The following is a 22,906-nucleotide window of genomic DNA, read 5'->3' on the forward strand; positions in this document are numbered from 1 at the left end:
GCGCTTATTCGGCCGTGCGGCTGGCAGCTTGCCACTGGTTGACTACCAGGGTGATGCGTACCTCGCCGTAGTTCATCACCAGACGGCGGGGCAGCCACATCTCTTCTACCCGCTCCCAGTCACGGTAGTCGATTTCCCAGCCATCCTGCTGCAGGAAGCGGGGGAAGCCCAGCTCGTCGGTTTCCAGCTGATAGCTGGCGTGGTCGCCGGGCAAGCCGCGCACCCAGTCGGGCATGGCGCGTACCGGCAGTGACCAGCCCAACTGCTCTTCCATCAGGGCTTCCGGAGTTTCGGCTTCGAAGCGGCCGTCGCTGGTGCTCAGCGAAAAGCGTCCTTCACGTCCTTCCAGTACGCTGCGTCCGCCGCCAAAGGGACCGCTGATCAGCATGCGGAAGTAGAACGGTGTCTGGTTCCAGTCGAGGTTGGCGCTGATGTTTTCCTGGGGGGTGCGCAAGCCTGCTTTGCCCACCAGTGTCCAGCTATCGAAATCTTCGACCTGCGCCTGCTGGCGCTCCCACTGGCCTGCCTGACGACCGCTTTCGTCGACTGGTGCCTGGTTGGCGCAGCCGGCCAAGGTCAAGAGAGCAAGGGCGGCTACCCATAGACGCGCAGTAGGCAGGCGACCAGACAGTCGGGGGCTTGCCGAACGAGCGAAGGGAAATGACGTAGTCAACATTAGAAGCTCCATGTCAGTAGGGTCTGGATCCAGAAGAGTGCACTATTAGGGCGTGCTGGCGGGCGTTAGTTCAGGATGCCGTTCCAGCAGTTCGTCTATTTGGGGGTGATGGTCGGCACGCCGCATGGCTCGGGCGATGGCTTGACGCGCTTCGTCGCTGCGCCCCAAGGCATGCAGCACTTCGGCCAAGTGGGCGGATACTTCTTGATCGGGGAGTCGCGAATAGGCGCTTTCCAGCCACGCCAGGGCGTCATCCAGTTTGCCCAGTCGGAAGTATACCCAGCCCAGGCTATCCATGATGGCCGGGTTGTCGGGATCGACTTCATAGGCGCGCTCGATCAGGTCCCGGGCTTCTTCCAGGCGCTCGGTGATGTTCAGGTCGGCCAGGGTATAGCCCAGCGCATTCAGGGCATCGGGGTTGTTGGGCTCGGTGCGCAGGATCTGCTGCAGGTCGCGCTCCATGGCGGCCAGGTCGCCCATCTCCCAGCCACGCATGGCACGCAGGTACAGCAGTCGCGTGTCGTCGGGCGTGCGGGTGATTTCTCGGTCCAGCAGGGCGCTTGCCTCTTGCTCCATGGCGAGATCGTCCAGCAGCTGCACTTCGAGCAGAACCAGATCGCCAAAGTAGGTGTCGTGGCGCATGCGCTCGATGCGCAGGAAGGCGCGCGCGTCCAGCAGGCGGTCGTCGTCGATCAGCATACGAGCGGCGGCTGCTCGCGCAGGCAGGAACTCGTTGCCATCGCGCACCTGGCGGTAATAGAGCAGGGCGTTGTCGATATCGCCCTGAGATTGTGCAATGGCGCCCAGCAGAAAGTAGGCAATATTGGGAATTCTGTCCTGGCCGATCAGAGGCTGCAGCAGCCGATAGGCGGGCTCACTGTGGCCCTCTTCGAGATAGAGCTGAGCCAGGGCGATGCGCAGTTCCTGATTGCCTCCGTGGGTTTCCAGCAGGGCGTTGGTCTGGGTTTCGGCGGCGGTAATGTTGTTGAGGCGGATTTCGGCCTGGGCCAGCATGAGAATGAAGCGCACGTCATCGGGTGACAGGCTCAGCCCTTGCTGGGCCGCCCGCTGAGCTGCGCGGTGGTCGCCGCTTTCCAGCGCCAGGCGTGCCTTGGCCAGCCACAGTGCTGCGGACTCGGGCTCGCGCTGCTCGACCAGGTCGAGGTGCTGCTGAGCGGTTTGTGTCTCGCCCAGGGCGGCTTCGATGAGCGCGGTGCCCAGCAGCACATCGCTGTAGGAGTCGCGCTCGGCAGCAACCGGTTGCGCCAGATAGGTGCGTAACGGCTGTACCAGGACATTGAGTGGCGCTGCTTCCGCCACCGCAAGCTCGGCGAAACTCGATATGTCGCCGTAGCCGCCCGATTCGGCAATCACCAGCCGCTGTTCCAGGCTGTCCAGCCAGTCACCGCGCTGCAGTGACAGGGCGGCCAGCAGCCGGTTGGGCGTTTCCGCGGTGGGCGACAGCTCGCGCCAGCGTAGCGCAGATGCTTCCATCAACGCGGCGTCGTTGCCAAAGCGTGCTGCAAAGGTGGCGCGCTCGGCCAGCCCGGGCGCGCTGTAGCGCTGGGCGGCTTCCAGGTAGCCACGGCTTGCATAACGATAGTCGCCGCGCTGGCCAGCCAGCTCGGCGGCCAGCAGCGTGCTGAGCCCTGCCGCATCCAGGCCGCGTGTGACCGGCGGGGCCGTCAGCATGGGGTCGCGGCTAGCACTCATGAACCCGCGATCTGGAAGCGTGGAGGACAGCTGACAGCCGCTCAACAGCAGCGTCGCGGCCAGCGGTAACAGAGGGAGACCCGATAGTGCTCGGGACAAACCCGGAAGTGTTGCGCGGTGGGGCATGCGTATCTCGATCAAGTGGCCGAGTGTTCAGCATAGCGGCTTGGCTGCCTGCGGCAAAGTGGTGTGCGCCAGAACATGCAGTGTTGTGATAGAATGTTCCACCTTGAAAGCGGGCCGAGTCAGCACAATTCACCCGTAAAGCTGCCTTGTTCGGCTCCTCTCCAAGCGATAACGACGAACAGTGACGTGACGACCGATCCACTAGCGAAGACGCAGACCGCATGACGCTTCTTGCCCTGGGAATTAATCATCGTACTGCCAGCGTGGCCGTGCGTGAGCAGGTGGCCTTTACGCCAACGCAGCTGGAAAGCGCGTTGGCCGAGCTGCGTGGCCTGCCACATATCCACGAAGCCGCGGTGCTCTCGACCTGCAACCGTACCGAGCTCTACTGCGTGACCGATGCCGCAGGCGAGCAAACCGTGCTGGACTGGCTGGGACGCTTTCACAATCTGCGGGTCGATGATTTGGCACGCTGTGCGTACCACTATCATGACAACGAAGCAGCTCGCCACCTGATGCGCGTAGCGGTCGGGCTCGACTCCATGGTGCTGGGTGAGCCGCAGATTCTGGGGCAGTTGAAAGACGCGTATCAGCAGGCGCGCCAGGCAAAGGGCTTGGGGGGAGAGCTGGAACGGCTGTTTCAACACACCTTTGCCGTGGCCAAGCAGGTGCGCACCGAAACGGGTATCGGCAAGAACCCCGTGTCGGTGGCTTACGCGGCGGTCAGCATGGCCAGCCGTATCTTCGATGATTTCAGTCGTGCACGGGCGCTTTTGATCGGTGCCGGAGAAACCATCGAGCTGGTGGCGCGCCATCTGCATGAGGCGGGCGTGCGTCAGCTCACCGTGGCCAACCGTACCCGGGAGCGTGCCGAACAGGTGTCTGCGGCGCTGGGCGGGACGGCCATCACCCTGCCCGAGATTCCGGATGCGCTGGAGCATGCCGATATCGTGATCTCGTCCACGGCTTCCCCGCTGCCGATTCTGGGCAAGGGGATGGTCGAGCGTGCCCTGAAGAAGCGCCGTCATCGGCCTGTCTTCATGGTCGATATTGCAGTGCCACGGGATATCGAGCCACAGGTGGGTGAGCTGGCCGATGTGTTTCTCTATACCGTGGATGACCTGGAAGAGGTCATCGAAGAGAATCGCCGCCATCGCCAAGTGGCCGCCGACCAGGCCGAGTCGCTGATTGAACACGGCGTCGGCAGCTGGCAGCATGAGCGCCGCATTCGCAATGGCGGCGAAGTGATTCGAGATTATCGTCGTCATGGCGAAGCGCTGCGCGATCAAGCGCGGGAGCAGGCGCTGGAACGCCTGGCCAAGGGGGAAGACCCGGCCAAAGTCATCGAGCGGATGGCTCATCAGCTGGCCAACCGCTTCATGCATCAACCCACGCTTGCCATTCGTGACGCTGCTTCGCAGGAAAACCATGAATTGCTCAACGCCGCGCCGCGCCTGTTACTGCCGCCCAAACCTGCCTTCGAGCAGCCTGCGCGTCCGGTAAAACGCCAGAAGGATGATACACCCGCATGAAAGAGACTTTGCGCCAACGCCTGGATAGCTTCTCCGACCGTTTCGAGGAGCTGGCCATGCTGCTGTCCGATCCCGAGGTGATCAACAATCAGCAGCGCTTCCGTGACTATTCGCGGGAATACGCTGAGCTGGAAGAGCTAGTGGCCGCCTGGCAACGTTACCGCGGGGTCGAAGACAGCATCGCCGAGGCCGAACAGCTGAGCCGTGACAGTGATCCGGAGATGCGTGAACTGGCAGAAATGGAAATCAGCGATGGCCGCGAACAGCTGGCAGCGCTGGACGTCGAGCTGAAACGTCTGCTGATCCCCAAGGACCCTGACGATGGCCGTGGCGTGTTTCTGGAAGTGCGGGCGGGCACCGGTGGCGATGAAGCGGCGATTTTTGCCGGTGATCTGTTCCGCATGTACTCCCGCTATGCTGAAAAGCGTGGCTGGCGGGTAGAAATCGTCAGTGCCAGCCACGGCGAGCAGGGCGGCTATAAAGAGGTGATCTCTCGGGTCAAGGGCGACGGCGTCTATGCACGGCTGAAGTTCGAGTCGGGCGCCCATCGCGTACAGCGCGTGCCCGCGACGGAGTCTCAGGGGCGTATCCATACCTCTGCCTGTACCGTGGCGGTCATGCCCGAGGTGGATGAAGTGGGCGATGTGGACATCAACCCCGCCGACCTGCGGGTGGACACCTACCGCTCCAGCGGTGCCGGTGGCCAGCACGTCAACACCACCGACTCGGCGATTCGCATCACCCACTTGCCCACCGGCGTGGTGGTGGAGTGCCAGGAAGAGCGCAGCCAGCACAAGAACCGTGCCAAGGCCATGTCCTTGCTGGCGGCCAAGCTCAAGCGCAATGCCGTGGATTCACAGCGCCAGGAGCAGGCCGATGCACGCCGTTCGCTGGTCGGCTCGGGAGACCGCAGTGAGCGGATTCGGACCTATAACTTCCCTCAAGGTCGCATCACCGACCACCGCATCAACCTGACGCTCTACAAGCTGACCGAAGTGGTCAGCGGCGAGCAGCTCGATGACGTGATCGAGCCCCTGATCCATGAGTATCAGGCAGAGCAGCTCTCGGCCCTGCAGGAAGGCTGATGACCTTCGACGCCTTGCTGTCACAGGCGGCCCAGCGGTTGGCGCAGGCAGGCTCGCCCACGCCGCGCCTGGATGCCGAGGTATTGCTGGGCTGCGCTGCCCAGTGCAGCCGAACGTGGCTCTATACCTGGGGCGACCGCGAATGCCCCACCTGGGAGCGAGCCCGTTTCGAGGCGCTGGTAGCCGCGCGTGCCCAGGGGCAGCCGGTGGCGTATCTTACCGGTGAGCGAGAGTTCTGGGGGCTGCGGCTGGCGACTTCTCCCGACACGCTGATTCCCAGGCCCGACACGGAAACCCTGGTGGAGGTGGCGCTTTCTCGCGCCGCTGCCCCGGTGGGCAGGCTACTGGATCTGGGAACGGGCACGGGCGCCATTGCGCTGGCGCTGGCCAGTGAAAAGCCGGGCTGGCAGGTCATCGGTGCCGACATTCGCCCCGGAGCCGTGACGCTGGCCGAGCGCAATGCCGACGCACTGGGGATCACCAATGCCCGGTTTGTGTTGAGTGATTGGCTCAGCGCGTTCGTGCCTCCGGCAGAGGAGCCGCCTTTCGATATCATCGTCAGTAACCCCCCTTACATTGCGGCCGATGATCCGCATTTGAGCCAGGGCGACGTGCGTTTCGAGCCGCACTCGGCGCTGGTTGCCGATGCCAACGGCATGGCAGACCTGCTTCATGTGATCGAGGCGGCCAAGGCCCACCTGGCCCCTGGTGGCTGCCTGGCAATGGAGCATGGCTACCAGCAGGCGGCCAGTGTGCGTGAGGCACTGTTGGCGGCGGGCTATCAGAACGTTGAAAGTGTGCAAGACATGGGGGGCCATGAACGGGTTACTCTGGGGCACCTTTATTGACCGCCTGATTCATTTGTATTGGATCCTGCCATGAAACCAAAAAATAGAACGCTGGACCGTATCGACCTCAAGATCCTTCGCTGTTTGCAGGAAAATGCGCGTATTTCCTACGTGGATCTCGCCGCAGAAGTTGGGTTATCCACAACCCCTTGTCTGGAGCGGGTCAAGCGCCTGGAGCGTGCCGGTATCATTCGTGGCTACCAGGCCATTCTGGACCCTCGCGCCCTGAAGGCGAACCTGCTGGTGTTTGTCGAGATCAGCCTGGAGACCCAGTCGCCTGCGGTCTTCGATGAGTTTCGGCGCGCGGTGGAAAAGCTGCCGCAAATTCAGGAGTGCCACCTGGTGTCCGGGCAGTTCGACTACATCCTGAAATGCCGCATCCCGGAAATGGCCGCTTATCGCCAACTATTGGGGGATGTGGTCTTGACCCTGCCAGGGGTGAAAGAGTCCAAGAGCTATGTGGTGATGGAAGAAGTGAAAGAGAGCTTCAATCTCCACATTCCTGATTTCGAGGAATTCGAGGATAAGTAAGCCAATGATGGACGATCAGGCGCTGCTGCGTTACAGCCGCCAAATCATGCTGCCCGAAGTGGATATCGAGGGTCAGGAGCGACTGCGCGGCGCCCACGCCGTGATTATCGGGGCTGGCGGGTTGGGCTCGCCAGCCGCGCTGTATCTCGCGGCGGCGGGAGTGGGGCGGATTACCCTGGTAGATGCCGACCATGTGGAGCTTTCCAACCTGCAGCGCCAGATAGCCCACCAGCAGGCCAGCCTGGGCCTCAACAAAGCGCGTTCGGCGCAGCAGCGCCTTGAAGCACTGAACCCTGAATGCCAGGTGGTGGCTATCGAGCGTCACGCCGAAGGCGAGCTGCTGGCAGAGCTGGTGGCCTCGGCTCAGGTGGTGCTGGACTGTACCGACCGTTTTTCCAGCCGTTATGCCATCAATGCCGCGACGCAGCGAGCCGGTGTGCCGCTGGTCTCGGGAGCGGCTATCCGCTTTTCCGGCCAGCTGGCGGTATTCGACCCGCGTCAGCCAGATAGCCCCTGCTACGCCTGCCTCTATCCCCCTGAGGAGGGCGAAGACGAAGCCCTCAGCTGTGCCGAGAGTGGCGTCATGGCCCCTTTGGTAGGCTTGATTGGCTGCTTTCAAGCCGTCGAGGCCTTCAAACTGCTGAGCGGTGCGGGTGAGGCACATCAGGGGCTGTCGGCCTTCGATGGGCTCAGCGGGCAGTGGCGTCATTTCCAGGTGCCGCGTGACCCGGCGTGCCCGGTGTGCGGTGGGCGTGACTGACGTCGCCCACCGCCTGCATTACGCGCTGGCGGTGGAGTCCTCCGCCTTGGTCGCCTCCGATGTCTTCTTCTGACGAGGCGCGGAGCTGGGCGCAGGCTTGTCAGCAAAGACACTCTTGAACACCTCGTTGTCGGGGTTCATGTCGATGGTGCCGTGGAACGTGCTGCCATCTTCCAGCACCAGGCAGGGCGTCGTGATCGTGCCGGTGACCTTGGCGCCGCCGTGGATCGTGGCCTTGTGCAGCGCAACGAGATTGCCCTCTACGGTACCGGAAATTCTCAGCGTGTGTGCGTAGGCATCGCCCTGCAAGTGCCCCGTGGCGCCGAGCTTGACGGTATGCTGTTTGCAGAGGATGGTGCCGGTGACCTGGCCTTCGATGGTCAGGTCCTCGTCACTCTGAATGTCCCCACGAAGCTGTGTCTTGCCGCCGATCACCGACGTGCTCTGGCGGGCACCAGGCAGGCTCTTGAGCTCGCTTGGCGCAGGCTGAAGGTCAGTGGTGGGAAGGGCGGGGTGTTCAGCGTGAGGTTTGGTTTTTTTGAACATGAGATATGCCTGCGGAGTAGGGCAAGGTCGCCGTGCAGCGAAACGCCACCCTTTGGGCAGGCTTCACCAAAATAGACCGAATGACGTTAATGTACGCTTCGGGATGGGCTTGCAAAGCGTGAAGATACGTCTGTGGTTGTGCGATATTCCGGCTACCGCTGGCGCCTCCCTACGGCTATAAACAACGCTGGTTCGAGCAGGGGAAAGTGCCATGCAGATGGAAACATGGCTGATCATCGTGGGCGTTGTGGTCATGACGATCATCGTGATGGATGGTCGGCGCAAGAAGCGTCGTCTCGGCGTGGCGGTGATCACCCATCCCGAGCCTGAAGCGCTGATGGTTGAGGTCGCCGTCGAATGTGCCAATGAGGCGGTGGTAGGGAGTCATGTGGGCGCTGCCACGCGAATTCATGGCATCGTGACGGCACAAGAGAATATCTCGATCAGCGGCAGTGTTCAGGGGGAGGTCCATACCACTCACGGCATCACCCTCACGTCACTGGCATCTGTCCAGGGGCTGCTGTCGGCCGGTGAGCTGGCGTGCCATGCCGGTGCCACGGTGAATGGGTCTATCGTGCCCAGTCCGCCTGTTCCGGCAAGCATGAAAAAGCCCGCCTGAATAGGCGGGCCTGGTCACGGTCTTTTGCTTTTTTATGCGGATGAATCAGTTGCGGATCAGGTAGTCGAAGGCGCCCAGCGACGCTTTGGCGCCTTCGCCCATGGCAATGATGATCTGCTTGTAGGGCACGGTGGTGACATCGCCTGCGGCAAAGACACCGGGTACCGAGGTCATGCCGTGGGCGTCGACGATGATTTCGCCACGCGGTGACATCTCGATGGGAGAGCCCTTCAGCCACTCGGTATTGGGCACCAGGCCGATCTGTACGAAGATACCTTCCAGAGCGATGTTCTTGACTTCGTCGGTCTGGCGGTCCTTGTAGGTCAGGCCGTTGACCCGGCTGCCATCACCGGTCACTTCGGTGGTTTGTGCGTTCAGCACGATATCCACGTTGGGCAGGCTCTTGAGCTTCTTCTGCAGTACGGCGTCAGCGCGCATTTCACCCATGAATTCCACCAGGGTCACGTGGCCGACGATACCCGCCAGGTCGATGGCCGCTTCGACGCCTGAATTACCGCCACCAATGACCGCGACACGCTTGCCCTTGAACAGCGGGCCATCGCAGTGGGGGCAGTAGGCCACACCTTTGTTGCGATACTGCTGCTCGCCGGGCACGTTCATTTCCCGCCAGCGGGCGCCTGTGGCCAGTACCAGGGTCTTGCTCTTCAGTTTGGCACCGGATTCGAAGGTCACTTCGTGCAGGCCACCTTCGGTTTCTGCTGCTTTGAAGGCGGTGGCACGCTGCAGGTTCATCACGTCCACTTCGTACTGCTTGACGTGCTCTTCCAGGGCGCTGACCAGCTTGGGACCTTCGGTATGGGTCACCGAGATGAAGTTCTCGATCCCCATGGTATCGGCCACCTGACCACCGAAGCGTTCGGCGGCAACGCCGGTATTGATGCCCTTGCGCGCAGAGTAGATGGCCGCTGACGCGCCCGCCGGGCCGCCGCCGATGACCAGCGTGTCGAAGGCTGCCTTGTCGCTCAGCTTTTTGGCTTCACGCTCGGCTGCGCCGGTATCCACCTTGGCCAGAATCTGCTCCAGCGTCATGCGACCCTGGTCGAAGGGCTTACCGTTGAGGTAGATGCTGGGCACCGACATGATTTCGCGGGCCTCGACTTCCTCCTGGAACAGGGCACCGTCGATGGCGACGTGGCGCACCTTGGGGTTGAAGATGGCCATCAGGTTGAGTGCCTGGACGACGTCCGGGCAGTTCTGGCAGGAGAGCGAGTAGTAGGTCTCGAACAGCATCTCGCCGTCCAGCGCCTTGATTTGATCGAGCTGCTCTTGCGACGTTTTGGGCGGGTGTCCACCGACCTGCAGCAACGCCAGTACCAGCGACGTGAATTCGTGGCCCATGGGAATGCCCGCAAACACGACGCCTGTCTCTTCTCCGGCACGGTTTAGGGCAAAGGAGGGCTTGCGCGCATCCTGGCCGTCGGTTTTGAGGGTGATCTGAGTGCTCAGGCTGCTGATGTCTTCCAGCAGGCCCAGCAGCTCACGCGACTTGGCACCGTCATCGAGGGACGCAACGATCTCGAAGGGCTGAGTCACTTTTTCCAGATACGCTTTCAACTGATTCTTTAAATTGGCGTCCAGCATGACAGTGGTTCCTCGTAGTCAGCAGTAGAACGTTCTCGACCAGGCACGCCAGCCTTGGTGTAGTAAGGGACAAGCGTGTGGGAAAACAGGGATGCGTTAACAGGGTGCTGAAAAAAAGACACCCGGGGCATGCCCGGGTGTGGTGCTGCCGACCGACACGAGTCGAGTCGGCAACGGTAGGCGTCAGATCTTGCCTACGAGGTCCAGAGACGGGGCCAGAGTCTCTTCGCCTTCTTTCCATTTGGCCGGGCATACTTCGTTCGGGTTGGCGCGAACGTACTGGGCAGCCTTGACCTTGCGCAGCAGCTCTTCGGCGTTACGGCCGATGTTGCCAGCGTTGATTTCGACGATCTGGATCTTGCCGTCGGGGTCGACAACGAAAGTGCCGCGCTCTGCCAGACCGGCTTCTTCGATCAGCACTTCGAAGTTGCGAGAAATCTGCAGGGTCGGGTCGGCAATCATCGGGTACTGGAGCTTGCCAATGGTCTCGGAGCTGTCGTGCCAAGCCTTGTGAGTGAAGTGGGTGTCGGTAGAGACGCTGTAGATCTCGACGCCCAGCTTCTTGAAGGCTTCGTAGTTGTCGGCCAGATCGCCAAGCTCCGTGGGGCATACGAAGGTGAAGTCGGCGGGGTAGAAGAAGAAGACAGACCACTGACCTTTCAGGTCCGCTTCAGTCACGTCTACGAACTCGCCGTTCAGGTAAGCAGTCGCTTTAAACGGTTTTACTTCGGTATTGATCAAAGACATTGAAAATATCTCCGCAGTGAGTGAATGGTAGTTGGAAAAGTTGTTGCTGATATTAGCGAACTACGACTAATAGCTAAAATTGGAAAAAATGATGCTGCCAATAGCCAGTCTCTATGTTTTGCTCGCGCCCATGGATGTGGGGTCGCCAGTGGTGTAATGCAAGAATTTTTCACTTGTACTTGCGATAGAGAGCGCTGCACCGCAAAATTCGCACGGTGAGGATAATGGCCTAAGCTGTTTCTCAGCAGCGGCAAATGAGACAAAGAGGTATCGGCGTCAGCGCTAACCGTTGCCAGGCCCGGTGCGCCTGTTCGACGGGCACTTTCAAGACAAGTGGACTTTCGAGATAAGGAGTAGCTAGATGGGGAACATCCCAAAACGTTCAGTGGCCGTTACGGCAATCGCTTTTGCCGTAGCGGCCACCGCTGCCCACGCCAATGAAGTGCGGGTATATAACTGGTCCGACTACATTGCGCCGGAAACGCTGGCGAAATTCACCGAGCGTACCGGTATCTCCGTGACCTACGATGTCTACGACAGTAACGAGATCCTCGATGCGGCGCTGTTGTCTGGCCGCTCGGGCTACGATGTCGTCGTGCCCTCCAACTACTACTTTACTCGTCAGGCCAGGGCAGGTGTGTTCCAGCCGCTCGACCACGAGCAACTGCCCAATTTCGAAAACCTCAATCCGGAGTTGATGGCCAACCTGGAAGCCATCGACGAGGGCAGCCAGTACTCCATCCCCTACATGTGGGGCACCAATGGCATTGGCTACAATGTCGAGCGAGTGAAGGAGATTCTCGGCGACGATGCCCCGGTAGATAGCTGGGCACTGCTCTTCGATCCGGAAATTACCGCGGCTCTGCATGCGGCCGGTTGCGGTATCTCCATGATGGACTCGGCGGACGAAATGCTCTCGCCTGCCATTGCTTACTCGGGCGGCGACCCGCTGAGCGAGAACCTGGATGACATCGAAGCCGCTGGCCAAGTGATCGCGGCCGTGCGCAACCATGTCACTTACTTCCACTCCTCGCGCTATATCTCTGACCTGGCCAATGGTGAGATCTGTGTCGCCGCAGGCTACTCGGGAGACGTGTTCCAGGCAGCAGACCGAGCTGAAGAAGCGGGTCGCGACTTCACCATCGCTTACAGCATCCCGAAGGAAGGCGCTGCGCTGTGGTTCGACATGATGGCCGTGCCTGCCGATGCGCCTAACCCCGAGAACGCTCATGCGTTCATCAACTTTATTCTCGACCCGGAAATTGCCGCCGAGATCAGCGAGTACGTCAGCTACGCCAACCCCAACCTGGCCGCTAACGAGTTCCTGTCCGAGGAACTGCTGAATGACCCTGCGGTTTACCCGAATGCAGACGTCATGCAGAACCTGTACGTTCAGGCGGAAAAGCCGCAGGACGTACTGCGTGCGCGTACTCGTATCTGGAACCGCGTCAAGTCTGGTCGCTAAACCGACCCTTGTCTGACAGCGAGCCGGGCAGTTGCCTGGCTCGCTGTTCGTCTTTTATCGCCCGGCTTCTCGGGCCTTTTGATGGGAGTGGCGAATGGTCACTACGCCCCTGTCGAACGACACTTCATCTTCATCGCCTGCTATTCCTCCGCCTCTGAGGCCCCAGGGAAAAGCTCCGCGCTTTGCTGAAGATATCGTGTTGGAAGTCAAACGCCTGAGCAAGCGCTTCGATGACGCGCTGGCGGTGGATGACGTGAATTTGCAGGTCAAACGCGGCGAAATCTTCGCCCTGTTAGGGGGCTCTGGGTCTGGCAAGTCGACCTTGCTGCGGATGCTGGCGGGTTTCGAGACGCCGAGCGAGGGCCGCATCCTGCTGAGTGGCGAAAACATTACCGACATGCCGCCGCACAAGCGCCCAATCAACATGATGTTTCAATCCTATGCGCTCTTTCCGCATATGACGGTGGCGCAGAACATCGCCTTCGGGTTGAAACAGGACAAGCTGCCCAAGGCGGAAATCGAGGCGCGGGTAGCCCAGATGCTGAAACTGGTGCATATGGAACGCTTTGCCAAGCGCAAGCCGCATCAGCTTTCTGGCGGCCAGCGCCAGCGGGTGGCCTTGGCGCGCTCATTGGCCAAACGGCCCAAGCTCTTGCTGCTGGACGAGCCCATGGGCGCCCTCGACAAGAAGCTGCGCACGGAAATGCAGCTGGAAGTGGTCGAGATCATCGAACAGGTAGGCGTTACCTGCATCATGGTGACTCACGATCAGGAAGAGGCCATGACCATGGCGGATCGCGTGGCGATCATGGCCGATGGCTGGATCGAGCAGGTGGGCTCTCCGGTCGATATCTACGAAAGCCCCGCTAGCCGCATGGTGGCCGAATTCGTCGGTACCGTGAACGTGTTCGAAGGGGAGATCATCGAGGACGCGGCCGACCATTGCCGCATCGCCAGCCCCTCGCTTTCAAGGCCTATCTATCTCGATCACGGGATCACTACCCAGGCGGTGGACCGTCGAGTATGGGCCGCTCTGCGCCCCGAGAAAATCTGGCTGACCCGTGAACAGCCAACCGGCGAATACAACTGGGAAGCTGGCAAGGTGGACGACATTGCCTATCTGGGGGGGTATTCGCTGTATTACGTGCGCACGGCCTCGGGCAAGCTGATCAAGGTGAGCATGGCCAACACGGAGCGTCGCGGTGATCGTCCCACCTGGGAGGATAGCGTTTACGTTTACTGGGAAGATCACAGCGCTATCGTGTTGAATCGCTGATGATTCGGTCTCTTGAAGGAGATTGCCTACCATGATGCCATCTGGCTTTACCGGCATGATCAAGCGTATGAAGCTGGGGCGGCGCGCGGTGATTGCGTTCCCGCTGGCCTGGCTGACGCTGTTCTTTTTGCTGCCGTTTGCGTTGGTGCTCAAGATCAGCCTTTCCGAAGGGGCGATTGCCATTCCTCCCTACGGGCCGCTGGTCGAGTATGCCGATCAAACCCTGAGTATCTTTCTGAATGTCGGCAACTATCTGTTCTTGCTGACCGACTCGCTGTATGTCGCGGCTTACTGGGGCTCCATCAAGACGGCATTTACCGCCACGGTGGTGTGCTTGCTGCTCGGTTATCCCATGGCCTATGCCATGGCTCGTGCCCCGGGTCGCTGGCAGTTGATTCTGCTGCTGCTGGTGATGCTGCCCTCCTGGACGTCGTTTCTGATCCGCGTGTATGCGTGGATGGGCATACTCAGCAACAATGGCCTGATCAACAATCTGCTGCTGAGCATCGGCCTCATCGACTCGCCGCTACGCATGATGAATACCCAGTTTGCGGTCGTCGTGGGCATCGTGTATGCCTACCTGCCGTTCATGGTGTTGCCGCTGTATGCCCATCTGACGCGTCTGGATACGTCGTTATTGGAAGCGGCCTCAGACCTGGGGTCGCGTAAAGTGAATACCTTCCTGAAAGTCACTTTGCCGCTTTCCATGGGGGGCATCGTGGCGGGCTCCATGCTGGTATTCATTCCTGCGGTGGGTGAGTTCGTGATCCCCGAGCTGTTGGGAGGGCCTGACACCCTGATGATCGGCAAGGTGCTTTGGGAAGAGTTCTTCCTGAATCGTGATTGGCCGGTGGCCGCGGCGCTGGCGATGGTCATGCTGTTGCTGTTGTTGATCCCGATCGTATGGTTCCACCGCTACCAGTCACGGGAGCTCGAACAATGATGACGTCCTCTCGGCGCCCCAGCTTTACCACGGTGATGCTGGTGCTTGGCCTGCTGTTTCTCTATCTGCCGATGTTCGTGCTGGTGTTCTACTCGTTCAACTCATCGCGCCTGGTGACGGTGTGGGCGGGGTTCTCGACTCATTGGTACGGCGAGCTGTTCCGTGACCGGCAGATTCTCTCGGCGGTATGGACCAGTCTCAAGATCGCCTTTTTCGCTGCCAGCATGGCGGTGTGCCTGGGCACGGTGGCCGCCTTCGTGATGACCCGCTATGGCCATTTTCGAGGCAAGACGGCGCTTTCCAGCATGGTGACGGCACCACTGGTCATGCCCGAAGTGATCACCGGGCTTTCCTTGCTGCTGCTGTTCGTGCAGATGGCTCAGCTGATCGGCTGGCCCGCTGACCGGGGGATGGCGACGATATGGATTGCCCATACCACGTTTTGCAGTGCCTATGTGGCCGTGGTGGTGTCGGCGCGGCTCCGGGAACTGGATCGCTCCATCGAAGAGGCGGCCATGGACCTTGGCTCGCCGCCGGTCAAGACGTTCTTCTGCGTGACGCTGCCGGTCATTGCACCAGCACTGGCGGCAGGCTGGCTGCTGGCGTTCACGCTGTCGCTGGATGATCTGGTGATCGCCAGCTTCGTGTCAGGCCCCGGAGCCAATACGCTGCCCATGGTGGTGTTCTCCTCCGTGCGCATGGGCGTATCTCCCAAGATCAACGCGTTGGCGACGCTGATCATTCTGACCGTTTCGTTGGCGACGCTGCTGGCGTGGTACTTCATGCGCCGCAGCGAGGCCAAGCGGGTTGCTCAGATACAGCAGGCTGACGCGGCCTGATCATGGCTCACAAGACGTCGTCGTCTCTACCCGTGATGACGGCGTCGAGTTCGCCTGTGAAAGGCGATACCACCACCTGCAGTCGTATCGGCGCGCAACACTGATGGCAGTCTTCCCAGGTATCATGGCTGCCCTGTGACGTGTCGATCACGAAGGTCAGTGGCGTGTCGCAGTAAGGGCAATAAAAGTCGTGAGGAACCAGCGCGTCGTCATGCATGGCGGTTGCCCTGCCAGGTGAAAAAAGGATATCCAGTGTAACAGCCCTGCCTGGGGCGGGCACAAGCGGAACGAATCAGGTAGGATATGAGCGGGTTTGCCCAATTAACCTAGTGAGAAAAAACGATGATGAAACGTCACATGGCAGTAGCGGCCTTATTGGCCTTCCCGATGGTCGCTCTGGCGGAAACACCTAACGTGACGCCTGGCGAATGGGAGTTCGTCAGCGTAACCAGTATCAGCGGTGACATGCAGATTCCCGATCAGACCGAAACCGAACGTCAGTGCATCACTCAAGAAGAGCTGGATGGCGCAGAGTTTGGCTTCATCGAAGAAGAAGAGGGCTGCGAGCTGCAGCATCAAGACATGAATGCCGATGGCCTCTCGTACAGCATGGTATGTCGTGCTGAAGGCGGCGAAGCCAATATCGACGGTGAAATGCGCTTCATGGGTGAGCGTATCGAAGGCAGCGTGGACATCTTCACCCAGTCACCCATGGGCGAATTGACCATGAACACCGTGATCGAAGGCGAGCGCATCGGCGACTGCGAGTAATCGCGTACAGTGCGTTAGCGATCTTCAAGCGCAGTCTTCCACAGCACTCTTTAACAACCAGGGCGCCTTTTGGCGCCCTGGTTGTCTGTCTGCTTGGTAGCAGAGGTTGCTTAGCGCTCGGGCGTAGCCAGCGGTTCGTGGTCGGCCTCCGGCGCATTGGCAATTTCTTCTTCCAGCTGTCGCTTCACGGCGCCAGGGGAGCCTGAGTAGCGTGCCAGCAAATCGTAGGCCACGGGTACCACGAACAGCGTAAACACCGTGGCCGCGCCTACACCCGCCATGATCACCGTGCCAATCACCAGGCGAGACTCTGCGCCAGGGCCGCTGGAGATGATCAGCGGGATCGCCCCGGCCATGGTGGTGACTGCCGTCATCAGAATGGGCCGCAGGCGGGTGACCGATGCTTCGATCAGGGCCGAACGAAAGGCTTGGCCCTCATCGCGCAGCTGGTTGGCGAACTCGACGATCAGTATGCCATTCTTGGCCGCCAATCCTATCAGCAGCACCAGCCCCACCTGACTGTAGATATTCAATGACTGGCCGGTCAGCAGCAGGGCCAGCAGGGCACCGCTCATGGCCAGCGGCACCGTCAGCATGATCACGAAGGGGTGAATCAGGCTCTCGAACTGGGCGGCAAGCACCAGGAATACCACCACGGCGCCAAGCACCAGCAGAAAGGTCGTCGCCCCACTGGCCTGCTGGAAGTCTCGAGAGGGGCCTGCCAGATTGGTCTGCACTTCTTCTGGCAGAATGGTATTCGCGGTGTCTTGCAGGTAGGCCAGCGCTTCACCCAGGGGGTAGCCATCGGCCAGGTTGGCCTCGATGGTAATGGCGCGCACGCGGTCGAAGCGGTTGAGCGTGCTGGCACCCGCGAAGTCAGAGAGCGTCACCAGGCTGGCCAGCGGAATCAGTTCACCGGACCGCGCGGAGCGTACCTGAATGTTGTCCAGCGCTCGCGGGCTATTCTGGCGGCCACGGTCGCCTTCCAGAATCACATCGTACTCTTCGCCGTCATCCACGTAACGGGTCACGTTGCGCCCACCGAGCAGCACCTCCAGCGTCCGGCCTATTTCCGTGACGGTGACCCCCAGCGCGGCGGCCCGTTCGTAGTTGATGTCGACCCTGAGCTGCGGCTGGGTTTCGTTGTAGTTGCTCTCAACGGCGGTCAGGCGCGGGTTGTGCTCGCGAATATGGTTGACCAGCGTATCCCGCCAGCTGGCCAGCTCCTCGTAAGTGCCACCCCCCAACACGAACTGGACCGGTTTCTGGGTGCGTTGACCAAACCCCTGGCGCATGACCGGGAAGGCCTGGACTCCAGGCAGGGACCCCAGAGTTTGACGCACATCTGCCATGATCTCCCAGGCGCTGCGGCGGCTGCCCCAGTCGGCCATGTTGACGATGATGAAGCCGCTGTTGAAGTTTTCGATATTGCCGAACCCCCGCGGTGCCCTTACTACCACGCGCTCCAGCTCACCGCTATCGACGAAGGGTGTCAGGCGTGCTTCGATCTCATCCATGTAATCCATCATGTAATCGAAGGTGGCGCCTTCGGGCCCGTTGACCAGCACGATGAAGTTGCCCCGGTCTTCTTGAGGGGTGTACTCGCTGGGCAGTGCCGAGGCCAGCCAGGCAGTGCCCGCCACCAGAAGCGCAAACAAGGCCACCACTACCCATTTGAATGCCAGCACGACTTCCAGCGCACGCTGGTAACGTTTCCGAGCACCGTCCAGCAGCCACTGCACCCCTTGACCTATGCGGCTATCGTGCATCCCCGGCTTGAGGATTTTGGAAGCCATCATGGGGGTCAGGGTCAGGGCCAGCAGCGTGGAGACGACCACCGCGGCGGCCATGGTCAGTGCAAATTCGGAAAACAGTCGGCCGATATCGCCCTGCAGCATACTCAGGGGTACGAATACGGCTACCAGCACGAGGGTAGTGGCAATGACCGCAAAAGCGATCTGTCGAGTGCCGCGGAAGGCCGCCACCAGCGGCGTTTCACCGTAATCGTGCATGCGGCGGTTGATGTTTTCCAACACCACGATGGCGTCATCGACGATCAGGCCAATGGCCAGTACCAGCGCCAGCAGCGTCAACAGGTTGATCGAGAAATTCATGGCAGCCAGCGCGGTGAAGGCGCCAATCACGGCGATGGGGACGGTCACGGCAGGCACGATGGTAGTTCGCAGGTTGCCCAGGAACAGGAAAATCACGATGACTACCAGGCCCATGGCGATGAACAGCGTCATGACCACCTGGTCGATGGCACCCGACACGAACACCGAGGCGTCGTAGTTGAGCGTCAATGACATGCCCTCGGGCAGGGTGCCTTGCAAGCGCTCCAGCTCCTGCTGCACCGCTTCGGAAAGCTCCACCACGTTGGCGGTGGACTGCATGATCATGCCTAGCCCCACCATGGGCACGCCGTTGGCACGAAACACCGAACGGTCTTCCACCGAGCCCACTTCCACTCGGGCCACATCGGCCAGACGAATCAGGTGCCCGTTGCTGCCCTGGGTAACCGCTAGCCGCTGAAAGTCATCGGCGGTGGCAAAGTTGCGCGGCAGCCGTACGATGAACTGGCGATCATCGGACTCGATGGAGCCGGCGGGCAGCTCGACGTTTTCGGCGCGCAGGGCATCCTCGATATCACCCACGGTGAGGCCTCGTGCTGCCAGCGCGTTGCGGTCCAGCCAGACACGCATGGCATAGTCGCGGCCACCGCCCACGCGCACCCTGGCTACCCCCGGCTGCACCGACAGGCTGTCTACCAGAAAACGGTTGGCGTAGTCGGTGAGCTCGGTGATCGAGTAGTCCGCCCCTGAGAGACTCAGCCAGATGACGATTTCATCGCTGCTGTCGGCCTTGGTGACTTCAGGATTGTCGGCATCATCGGGAAGGTTGCGCAAGGCACCCGATATGCGGTCGCGCACATCGTTGGCCGCCGCGTCGATATCCATGCTGATGGCAAACTCGATCTGGATGCGCGATCGTCCATCTTCGCTCTGGGAGGTAATCAGCTCGATACCTTCTACCCCGGCGATACGATCTTCCAGCACCTGGGTAATGCGGGTTTCGACCACGCTGGCCGAAGCACCGGGGTAACGTGTATCGATGCTGACGACCGGTGGGTCGACCGTGGGATACTCCTGCAGCGGCAGGCGATTCAGCGCCAGCAGGCCGAAGGCCACGATCAGCGCGGCGATGACCATGGCCAGCACCGGACGCTGTACGGAGATGTCGGATAAGCGCATCAGCGGTCAGCCTCCAGCAGGGTACGGATGCTGGTCTCTTCATCGGTGATGCCCAGTAAACGTACCTGCTGGCCATCTCGTGCCAGCTGCAGACCGTGTACTGCCACCAGCTCGCCATCTGCCACGCCTTCGAGCACTTCCACTTCGCCACTGCGACGCTCACCCAAGGCGACCTCTCGGCGCTCCAGGCGATGCTCTCCTTCCTCCTCGTGAATGACCATCACGAAATGGCGATTGCCGCTCGGCTCGATAGCGGCTTCCGGCAGTACCAACGTATTGCGCACGCGTTGCTGCACGACCACCTCCATCAACATGCCGGGGCGCAGGCGCAGCTCTGGGTTGGCCAGCTCGGCCCGCACACTGATACTGCGAGACACCGGGTCGATACGGGTACCAATACTGGCGATTTCACCGCGGAAGACATCATCCGGGTAGGCGGCGGTGGTCGCGCTCAGCGCCAGCCCTGCCGACAGGCGGCCCAGAAACACTTCCGGTACGGTAAAATCCAGTTTCATGATATCCAGCTTGTCGAGGGTCACCAGCTCCATGCCCGGGGTCACCAGTGCGCCAGCGCTGACATTACGAAAGCCGACGCGACCACTGAACGGTGCCACTACCCGGTAGTTGGCCAGGCGTGCCTCTAACGCCTGGACATCGGCTTCTGCCTGCCTCAGCCGCGCTTGGGTATCTTCCAGTTCGGCGCGGGGGGCCAAGTTGCGTTCCTGGAGTTGAGACGTTCTGCCCACCGCGTTACGGCGCTCATCGGTGATCGCCCGTGCTGCCCTCAGCAGCGCCTGTTCCTCGGCATCTTCAAGGCGTATCAGCAGCTCGCCCTGTTCGACCTGGGCACCATCTTCGAAGGTGATTTCGGCAATGGTATCGGTCACGGTGGCTGACAGCGTGACGCTCTCGTCGGCACGCAGGGTGCCCAGGGCTTCTAATGGGTCGGACCAGGCGGTGGCCGTGGCGTAGTGACCGATCACGGGTGGCGGGGTTTGTGCTATGGCGTATGGCGGCAAGGCGGCCAGCAGCAGACAGCAGAAGAGGCGTTTGTAAACAAGCATTGGCGTCTCAACGTAAACAGAGGTGACCTGCATTATCCTGAAATCGACTGCCGTGATAAGGGCAAACGGCAAGATAACGGAATGAAAAGATATTTGTTGTACATTATATGTACATCTATTTTGGGTTTGTAAAGTGCTGAGCAGCCTCTCTGCTGCTAAGATAGTCAGCTTTTCATGTAGGGCTTCCAAGATGGTTTACGACGTCGTCGTCATTGGCGCAGGTGCCGCCGGGTTGATGTGTGCGGCTCAAGCAGGTTATGCAGGGCGGCGCGTGCTGGTGGTTGACCATGCCAATAGACCGGGCAAGAAAATCCTCATGTCGGGAGGAGGCCGCTGTAACTTTACCAACCTTGATGCCTCACCAAGCCATTTTTATTCGGAAAATCCTTATTTTTGCATTTCTGCATTGAAACGTTACCGTCCAGAACATTTTGTATCTCTGGTAGAGCGCCATGGCGTGGAGTATGTGGAAAAAGCGCCGGGGCAACTTTTTTGTGCCGACTCCGCCAAGGAGATCGTGAGAGTCCTGCTGACCGAATGTGAATGGGCCGGTGTCGAACTGGCATTGAAGACGTCCATTTCCAAGGTGGAGCGCCTGGGCGAGGGAATGCAGTTGACTACTTCGATGGGCACCATCAGCTGTGGCGTGTTGGTAGTGGCCACGGGGGGGCTCTCCATCCCCACCATGGGGGCTTCGGGCTTTGGTTACGAACTCGCCCGACAATTTGGTCTTGAGGTGTTGCCTACCCGGCCTGGGTTGGTGCCCTTCACGCTCAGTGATGTCTGGAAAGCGCGTGCTGAAACGCTGTCAGGGCTCAGCGTGCCGGTATCGGTCAGCTGTGGTCAAGGGCGCTTCAATGAGCCCATGCTGTTTACCCATCGGGGGCTGTCGGGGCCGGCGATGCTCCAGATTTCGAGCGTCTGGCAGCCCGGTAGCGCCATTACGATTGATTTATTGCCGGGTGAGGAGGTGGCGGCTTCGCTGCGTCATGCGCGTGAGCAAACTCCCAAGCGCATGCTGTCTACCTGGCTGGGCGAGCGTTTTCCCAAACGTCTGGCACAGGCGATAATGGAGTGGTACCCCGAGCACGCCACCGCCATGCCATTGGCACAGTACAGCAACGAGGCGATCGACTGCTGGGCACAGTACCTCAATGAGTGGCAGGTGAAACCGGCGGGCACAGAGGGTTGGCGTACGGCAGAGGTGACCATGGGCGGGATCAGTACCGAGGCCATTTCGTCGAAGAATTTTGAAGTACGAGGCTTACCCCAGCTGCGTTTCATTGGCGAAGTGCTGGATGTCACTGGCCAGTTGGGTGGTTACAACTTCCAGTGGGCCTGGGCGAGTGGCGTCGCCTGTGGCCAAGCGTGTTGATCACCATTGAAAAAGCCGCCTGATGCAAGGCATCCGACGGCTTTGAACAGGCAAACGCCTCGTCAGCTGGCGACTTTGGCCAGCAGTTTCAGCTTGCGAAGCAGCATATAGCCTGCCAATGCGCGTTTGCCGACGGCCATGGCGCCACCAGGATGGCGAACCAGCCGCAGGGCAGCGAGCCCGCCCACGACGTACAGCGGTAAGCGCAGGCTTCGCCAGTGCCGATCGAGCGGCGCGGAAGTGCGTTGCAACGTATCGCTGCTCACCAGTATATCGATACGCTGCTGCTCCAGCTCGGCCAGTAACGCCGCCTTACGTTGCTGGCGACTCAACGGCTTGTCTGTGGTCTTAACGTCGACGGTCGGTGAGTTCTTCATCATTGGCCTCCAGCAGGGCGCGATCGGCTGCCAGCTGTTTCAAGGTTTCCTTGAGCAGCGAGTGCCGCTTTGCCTGACGTATGGCAATCACTGCCAGCAGCAGACTGAGTGCCATCAGTACGCCAGCACTCACGCCAATGGCCGTCAGCCGATAGGTGTCCCAGAACAGAACGACTACCAGCGCCGTCAGTGTGGCAACGCCCAACAGCAGCAGCAGCAGACTGGCGCCAGCCAAAAGCAGTAGTACCAATAAACGAGCGCGCTCTTCCTCCAATTCCAACACCGCCAAACGCAGGCGGGTTTCACCGTTGGCTAACAGTGACCTCAACAAGCGTTTGGCGGCAGAAAAGACGCGTTGGGTTGGCCCCAATGCCATTAGCGACGACCGAGCAGCATACCTACCACCAGGCCAGCTGCGGCACCGATACCGATGCTGGTCCAGGGGTTCTCATGTACATAGCGGTCGCAGCAATCGGCTTGCTGAGCCAGTGACTCGCGGGTGTCTTCATAGATGCGCTCGCCGCGGGCTTCCAGGCGGGCACGAGTATCCTTCAAACGACGTTCGGCACGCTCACGCAGGTCGCGCATTTCACCGCTGGCATCTTTCGATGTGGCGTTCATCAGCTCTTCGACCGTCTCGCTGAGATGGCGCAGGTCTTCTTTCAGCTGGTCGGCACGTGCGGTGGCGTCTGTGTTACGTTTAGCCATGATGTCTTCCTTTGACGAATGAATGAGTGACAGCTTCAGCATAGCAGCCGTC

The 22,906-nt window shown here is 60.5% G+C and carries 23 protein-coding genes; 12 read left to right on the plus strand and 11 right to left on the minus strand.

Features of this window, described 5'->3' with window-relative positions; genetic code table 11:
* Positions 1 to 4 precede the first annotated feature (4 nt).
* Both lolB and IE091_RS07580 read right to left on the minus strand, forming a co-directional pair.
* A complete protein-coding gene (gene lolB, locus IE091_RS07575) occupies positions 5 to 676 on the minus strand; it encodes a lipoprotein insertase outer membrane protein LolB (protein ID WP_039181075.1) in 672 nt (223 codons plus the stop codon).
* Positions 677 to 721: 45 nt separating this feature from the next.
* The gene (locus IE091_RS07580) at positions 722 to 2,389 is read right to left on the minus strand and encodes a tetratricopeptide repeat protein (RefSeq protein WP_373294907.1); all 1,668 of its coding nucleotides are present in this window, start codon (positions 2,387 to 2,389) and stop codon (positions 722 to 724) included.
* A 347-nt stretch (positions 2,390 to 2,736) separates the two neighbouring features.
* Between IE091_RS07580 and hemA the strand changes: the two genes are divergently transcribed.
* Genes hemA through IE091_RS07605 form a run of 5 tightly spaced genes read left to right on the plus strand, consistent with a single transcriptional unit; the run spans position 2,737 to position 7,271 of the window.
* Complete coding sequence (gene hemA, locus IE091_RS07585) at positions 2,737 to 4,047, plus strand: glutamyl-tRNA reductase (protein ID WP_189463326.1); 1,311 nt, start codon at positions 2,737 to 2,739, stop codon at positions 4,045 to 4,047.
* Complete coding sequence (gene prfA / locus IE091_RS07590; protein WP_039181068.1) at positions 4,044 to 5,132, plus strand: peptide chain release factor 1; 1,089 nt, start codon at positions 4,044 to 4,046, stop codon at positions 5,130 to 5,132. Before hemA ends, prfA begins: the two co-directional genes overlap by 4 nt.
* Positions 5,132 to 5,980 carry a peptide chain release factor N(5)-glutamine methyltransferase gene (prmC, locus tag IE091_RS07595; protein WP_081195661.1) on the plus strand — a complete coding sequence of 283 codons (849 nt, stop codon included), beginning with the start codon at positions 5,132 to 5,134 and terminating at the stop codon, positions 5,978 to 5,980. The genes prfA and prmC overlap by 1 nt, the downstream gene beginning before the upstream one ends.
* Before the next feature lie 30 nt (positions 5,981 to 6,010).
* Positions 6,011 to 6,511, plus strand: coding sequence for an Lrp/AsnC ligand binding domain-containing protein (locus tag IE091_RS07600; RefSeq protein ID WP_016914425.1), 501 nt, complete (start codon positions 6,011 to 6,013; stop codon positions 6,509 to 6,511).
* Positions 6,512 to 6,515: 4 nt separating this feature from the next.
* Positions 6,516 to 7,271: a HesA/MoeB/ThiF family protein gene (locus IE091_RS07605; RefSeq protein WP_189463327.1), complete on the plus strand. Its 756-nt coding sequence runs from the start codon at positions 6,516 to 6,518 to the stop codon at positions 7,269 to 7,271.
* An 18-nt stretch (positions 7,272 to 7,289) separates the two neighbouring features.
* Here the strand turns inward: IE091_RS07605 and IE091_RS07610 are convergent, their stop codons facing one another.
* Positions 7,290 to 7,817 carry a bactofilin family protein gene (locus IE091_RS07610; RefSeq protein ID WP_039181058.1) on the minus strand — a complete coding sequence of 176 codons (528 nt, stop codon included), beginning with the start codon at positions 7,815 to 7,817 and terminating at the stop codon, positions 7,290 to 7,292.
* A gap of 211 nt (positions 7,818 to 8,028) precedes the next feature.
* Between IE091_RS07610 and IE091_RS07615 the strand changes: the two genes are divergently transcribed.
* The gene (locus IE091_RS07615) at positions 8,029 to 8,436 is read left to right on the plus strand and encodes a polymer-forming cytoskeletal protein (RefSeq protein WP_189463328.1); all 408 of its coding nucleotides are present in this window, start codon (positions 8,029 to 8,031) and stop codon (positions 8,434 to 8,436) included.
* Between the two features lie 45 nt (positions 8,437 to 8,481).
* Here the strand turns inward: IE091_RS07615 and ahpF are convergent, their stop codons facing one another.
* Positions 8,482 to 10,038 carry an alkyl hydroperoxide reductase subunit F gene (ahpF, locus tag IE091_RS07620; protein WP_100731922.1) on the minus strand — a complete coding sequence of 519 codons (1,557 nt, stop codon included), beginning with the start codon at positions 10,036 to 10,038 and terminating at the stop codon, positions 8,482 to 8,484.
* Positions 10,039 to 10,221: 183 nt separating this feature from the next.
* Entirely contained in the window at positions 10,222 to 10,785 is a 564-nt protein-coding gene (ahpC, locus tag IE091_RS07625; RefSeq protein ID WP_026001768.1) for an alkyl hydroperoxide reductase subunit C, read from the minus strand.
* Between the two features lie 361 nt (positions 10,786 to 11,146).
* On the opposite strand from ahpC, the gene IE091_RS07630 reads away from it, so the two are divergent.
* The 4 genes from IE091_RS07630 (at position 11,147) to IE091_RS07645 (ending at position 15,308) form a co-directional block, all read left to right on the plus strand.
* The gene (locus IE091_RS07630; RefSeq protein WP_039181048.1) at positions 11,147 to 12,250 is read left to right on the plus strand and encodes a polyamine ABC transporter substrate-binding protein; all 1,104 of its coding nucleotides are present in this window, start codon (positions 11,147 to 11,149) and stop codon (positions 12,248 to 12,250) included.
* A gap of 94 nt (positions 12,251 to 12,344) precedes the next feature.
* A complete protein-coding gene (locus IE091_RS07635) occupies positions 12,345 to 13,526 on the plus strand; it encodes an ABC transporter ATP-binding protein (protein ID WP_039181047.1) in 1,182 nt (393 codons plus the stop codon).
* Positions 13,527 to 13,557: 31 nt separating this feature from the next.
* On the plus strand, positions 13,558 to 14,469 hold the full coding sequence (locus tag IE091_RS07640; RefSeq protein ID WP_039181044.1) for an ABC transporter permease subunit: 912 nt from the start codon (positions 13,558 to 13,560) through the stop codon (positions 14,467 to 14,469).
* Positions 14,466 to 15,308, plus strand: coding sequence for an ABC transporter permease subunit (locus tag IE091_RS07645; protein WP_189463329.1), 843 nt, complete (start codon positions 14,466 to 14,468; stop codon positions 15,306 to 15,308). Before IE091_RS07640 ends, IE091_RS07645 begins: the two co-directional genes overlap by 4 nt.
* Before the next feature lie 7 nt (positions 15,309 to 15,315).
* Here IE091_RS07645 and IE091_RS07650 read toward each other — a convergent pair whose 3' ends face one another.
* On the minus strand, positions 15,316 to 15,525 hold the full coding sequence (locus IE091_RS07650; RefSeq protein ID WP_039181041.1) for a zinc ribbon domain-containing protein: 210 nt from the start codon (positions 15,523 to 15,525) through the stop codon (positions 15,316 to 15,318).
* Between the two features lie 140 nt (positions 15,526 to 15,665).
* Between IE091_RS07650 and IE091_RS07655 the strand changes: the two genes are divergently transcribed.
* Positions 15,666 to 16,079: a DUF3617 domain-containing protein gene (locus tag IE091_RS07655; protein WP_100731929.1), complete on the plus strand. Its 414-nt coding sequence runs from the start codon at positions 15,666 to 15,668 to the stop codon at positions 16,077 to 16,079.
* A 110-nt stretch (positions 16,080 to 16,189) separates the two neighbouring features.
* Here IE091_RS07655 and IE091_RS07660 read toward each other — a convergent pair whose 3' ends face one another.
* Both IE091_RS07660 and IE091_RS07665 read right to left on the minus strand, forming a co-directional pair.
* On the minus strand, positions 16,190 to 19,330 hold the full coding sequence (locus tag IE091_RS07660) for an efflux RND transporter permease subunit (protein WP_039181038.1): 3,141 nt from the start codon (positions 19,328 to 19,330) through the stop codon (positions 16,190 to 16,192).
* On the minus strand, positions 19,330 to 20,394 hold the full coding sequence (locus IE091_RS07665; RefSeq protein ID WP_039181036.1) for an efflux RND transporter periplasmic adaptor subunit: 1,065 nt from the start codon (positions 20,392 to 20,394) through the stop codon (positions 19,330 to 19,332). Before IE091_RS07665 ends, IE091_RS07660 begins: the two co-directional genes overlap by 1 nt.
* A gap of 190 nt (positions 20,395 to 20,584) precedes the next feature.
* On the opposite strand from IE091_RS07665, the gene IE091_RS07670 reads away from it, so the two are divergent.
* The gene (locus IE091_RS07670; RefSeq protein WP_189463330.1) at positions 20,585 to 21,769 is read left to right on the plus strand and encodes a BaiN/RdsA family NAD(P)/FAD-dependent oxidoreductase; all 1,185 of its coding nucleotides are present in this window, start codon (positions 20,585 to 20,587) and stop codon (positions 21,767 to 21,769) included.
* 62 nt (positions 21,770 to 21,831) lie between these two features.
* Here the strand turns inward: IE091_RS07670 and IE091_RS07675 are convergent, their stop codons facing one another.
* From IE091_RS07675 to IE091_RS07685, 3 genes are read right to left on the minus strand one after another with little or no spacing between them, the layout of a single operon-like run.
* Positions 21,832 to 22,146: a YqjK-like family protein gene (locus IE091_RS07675; RefSeq protein WP_016914412.1), complete on the minus strand. Its 315-nt coding sequence runs from the start codon at positions 22,144 to 22,146 to the stop codon at positions 21,832 to 21,834.
* Positions 22,118 to 22,522 (minus strand): phage holin family protein, encoded by a 405-nt coding sequence (locus tag IE091_RS07680; RefSeq protein WP_016914411.1) that lies wholly within the window; start codon positions 22,520 to 22,522, stop codon positions 22,118 to 22,120. The genes IE091_RS07675 and IE091_RS07680 overlap by 29 nt, the downstream gene beginning before the upstream one ends.
* Positions 22,522 to 22,854 (minus strand): ElaB/YgaM/YqjD family protein, encoded by a 333-nt coding sequence (locus IE091_RS07685; protein ID WP_189463331.1) that lies wholly within the window; start codon positions 22,852 to 22,854, stop codon positions 22,522 to 22,524. Before IE091_RS07685 ends, IE091_RS07680 begins: the two co-directional genes overlap by 1 nt.
* Positions 22,855 to 22,906: the final 52 nt, after the last annotated feature.

Source organism: Vreelandella hamiltonii (assembly GCF_014651775.1).
Taxonomy (GTDB): domain Bacteria; phylum Pseudomonadota; class Gammaproteobacteria; order Pseudomonadales; family Halomonadaceae; genus Vreelandella; species Vreelandella hamiltonii.

What these genes read in the sequence shown, in the direction of transcription:
- lolB (WP_039181075.1), bottom strand. Translation starts at nt 676, where the DNA reads ATGTTGACTACGTCATTTCCCTTCGCTCGTTCGGCAAGCCCCCGACTG.
- IE091_RS07580 (WP_373294907.1), bottom strand. Translation starts at nt 2,389, where the DNA reads ATGAGTGCTAGCCGCGACCCCATGCTGACGGCCCCGCCGGTCACACGC.
- hemA (WP_189463326.1), top strand. Translation starts at nt 2,737, where the DNA reads ATGACGCTTCTTGCCCTGGGAATTAATCATCGTACTGCCAGCGTGGCC.
- prfA (WP_039181068.1), top strand. Translation starts at nt 4,044, where the DNA reads ATGAAAGAGACTTTGCGCCAACGCCTGGATAGCTTCTCCGACCGTTTC.
- prmC (WP_081195661.1), top strand. Translation starts at nt 5,132, where the DNA reads ATGACCTTCGACGCCTTGCTGTCACAGGCGGCCCAGCGGTTGGCGCAG.
- IE091_RS07600 (WP_016914425.1), top strand. Translation starts at nt 6,011, where the DNA reads ATGAAACCAAAAAATAGAACGCTGGACCGTATCGACCTCAAGATCCTT.
- IE091_RS07605 (WP_189463327.1), top strand. Translation starts at nt 6,516, where the DNA reads ATGATGGACGATCAGGCGCTGCTGCGTTACAGCCGCCAAATCATGCTG.
- IE091_RS07610 (WP_039181058.1), bottom strand. Translation starts at nt 7,817, where the DNA reads ATGTTCAAAAAAACCAAACCTCACGCTGAACACCCCGCCCTTCCCACC.
- IE091_RS07615 (WP_189463328.1), top strand. Translation starts at nt 8,029, where the DNA reads ATGCAGATGGAAACATGGCTGATCATCGTGGGCGTTGTGGTCATGACG.
- ahpF (WP_100731922.1), bottom strand. Translation starts at nt 10,038, where the DNA reads ATGCTGGACGCCAATTTAAAGAATCAGTTGAAAGCGTATCTGGAAAAA.
- ahpC (WP_026001768.1), bottom strand. Translation starts at nt 10,785, where the DNA reads ATGTCTTTGATCAATACCGAAGTAAAACCGTTTAAAGCGACTGCTTAC.
- IE091_RS07630 (WP_039181048.1), top strand. Translation starts at nt 11,147, where the DNA reads ATGGGGAACATCCCAAAACGTTCAGTGGCCGTTACGGCAATCGCTTTT.
- IE091_RS07635 (WP_039181047.1), top strand. Translation starts at nt 12,345, where the DNA reads ATGGTCACTACGCCCCTGTCGAACGACACTTCATCTTCATCGCCTGCT.
- IE091_RS07640 (WP_039181044.1), top strand. Translation starts at nt 13,558, where the DNA reads ATGATGCCATCTGGCTTTACCGGCATGATCAAGCGTATGAAGCTGGGG.
- IE091_RS07645 (WP_189463329.1), top strand. Translation starts at nt 14,466, where the DNA reads ATGATGACGTCCTCTCGGCGCCCCAGCTTTACCACGGTGATGCTGGTG.
- IE091_RS07650 (WP_039181041.1), bottom strand. Translation starts at nt 15,525, where the DNA reads ATGCATGACGACGCGCTGGTTCCTCACGACTTTTATTGCCCTTACTGC.
- IE091_RS07655 (WP_100731929.1), top strand. Translation starts at nt 15,666, where the DNA reads ATGGCAGTAGCGGCCTTATTGGCCTTCCCGATGGTCGCTCTGGCGGAA.
- IE091_RS07660 (WP_039181038.1), bottom strand. Translation starts at nt 19,330, where the DNA reads ATGCGCTTATCCGACATCTCCGTACAGCGTCCGGTGCTGGCCATGGTC.
- IE091_RS07665 (WP_039181036.1), bottom strand. Translation starts at nt 20,394, where the DNA reads ATGCTTGTTTACAAACGCCTCTTCTGCTGTCTGCTGCTGGCCGCCTTG.
- IE091_RS07670 (WP_189463330.1), top strand. Translation starts at nt 20,585, where the DNA reads ATGGTTTACGACGTCGTCGTCATTGGCGCAGGTGCCGCCGGGTTGATG.
- IE091_RS07675 (WP_016914412.1), bottom strand. Translation starts at nt 22,146, where the DNA reads ATGAAGAACTCACCGACCGTCGACGTTAAGACCACAGACAAGCCGTTG.
- IE091_RS07680 (WP_016914411.1), bottom strand. Translation starts at nt 22,522, where the DNA reads ATGGCATTGGGGCCAACCCAACGCGTCTTTTCTGCCGCCAAACGCTTG.
- IE091_RS07685 (WP_189463331.1), bottom strand. Translation starts at nt 22,854, where the DNA reads ATGGCTAAACGTAACACAGACGCCACCGCACGTGCCGACCAGCTGAAA.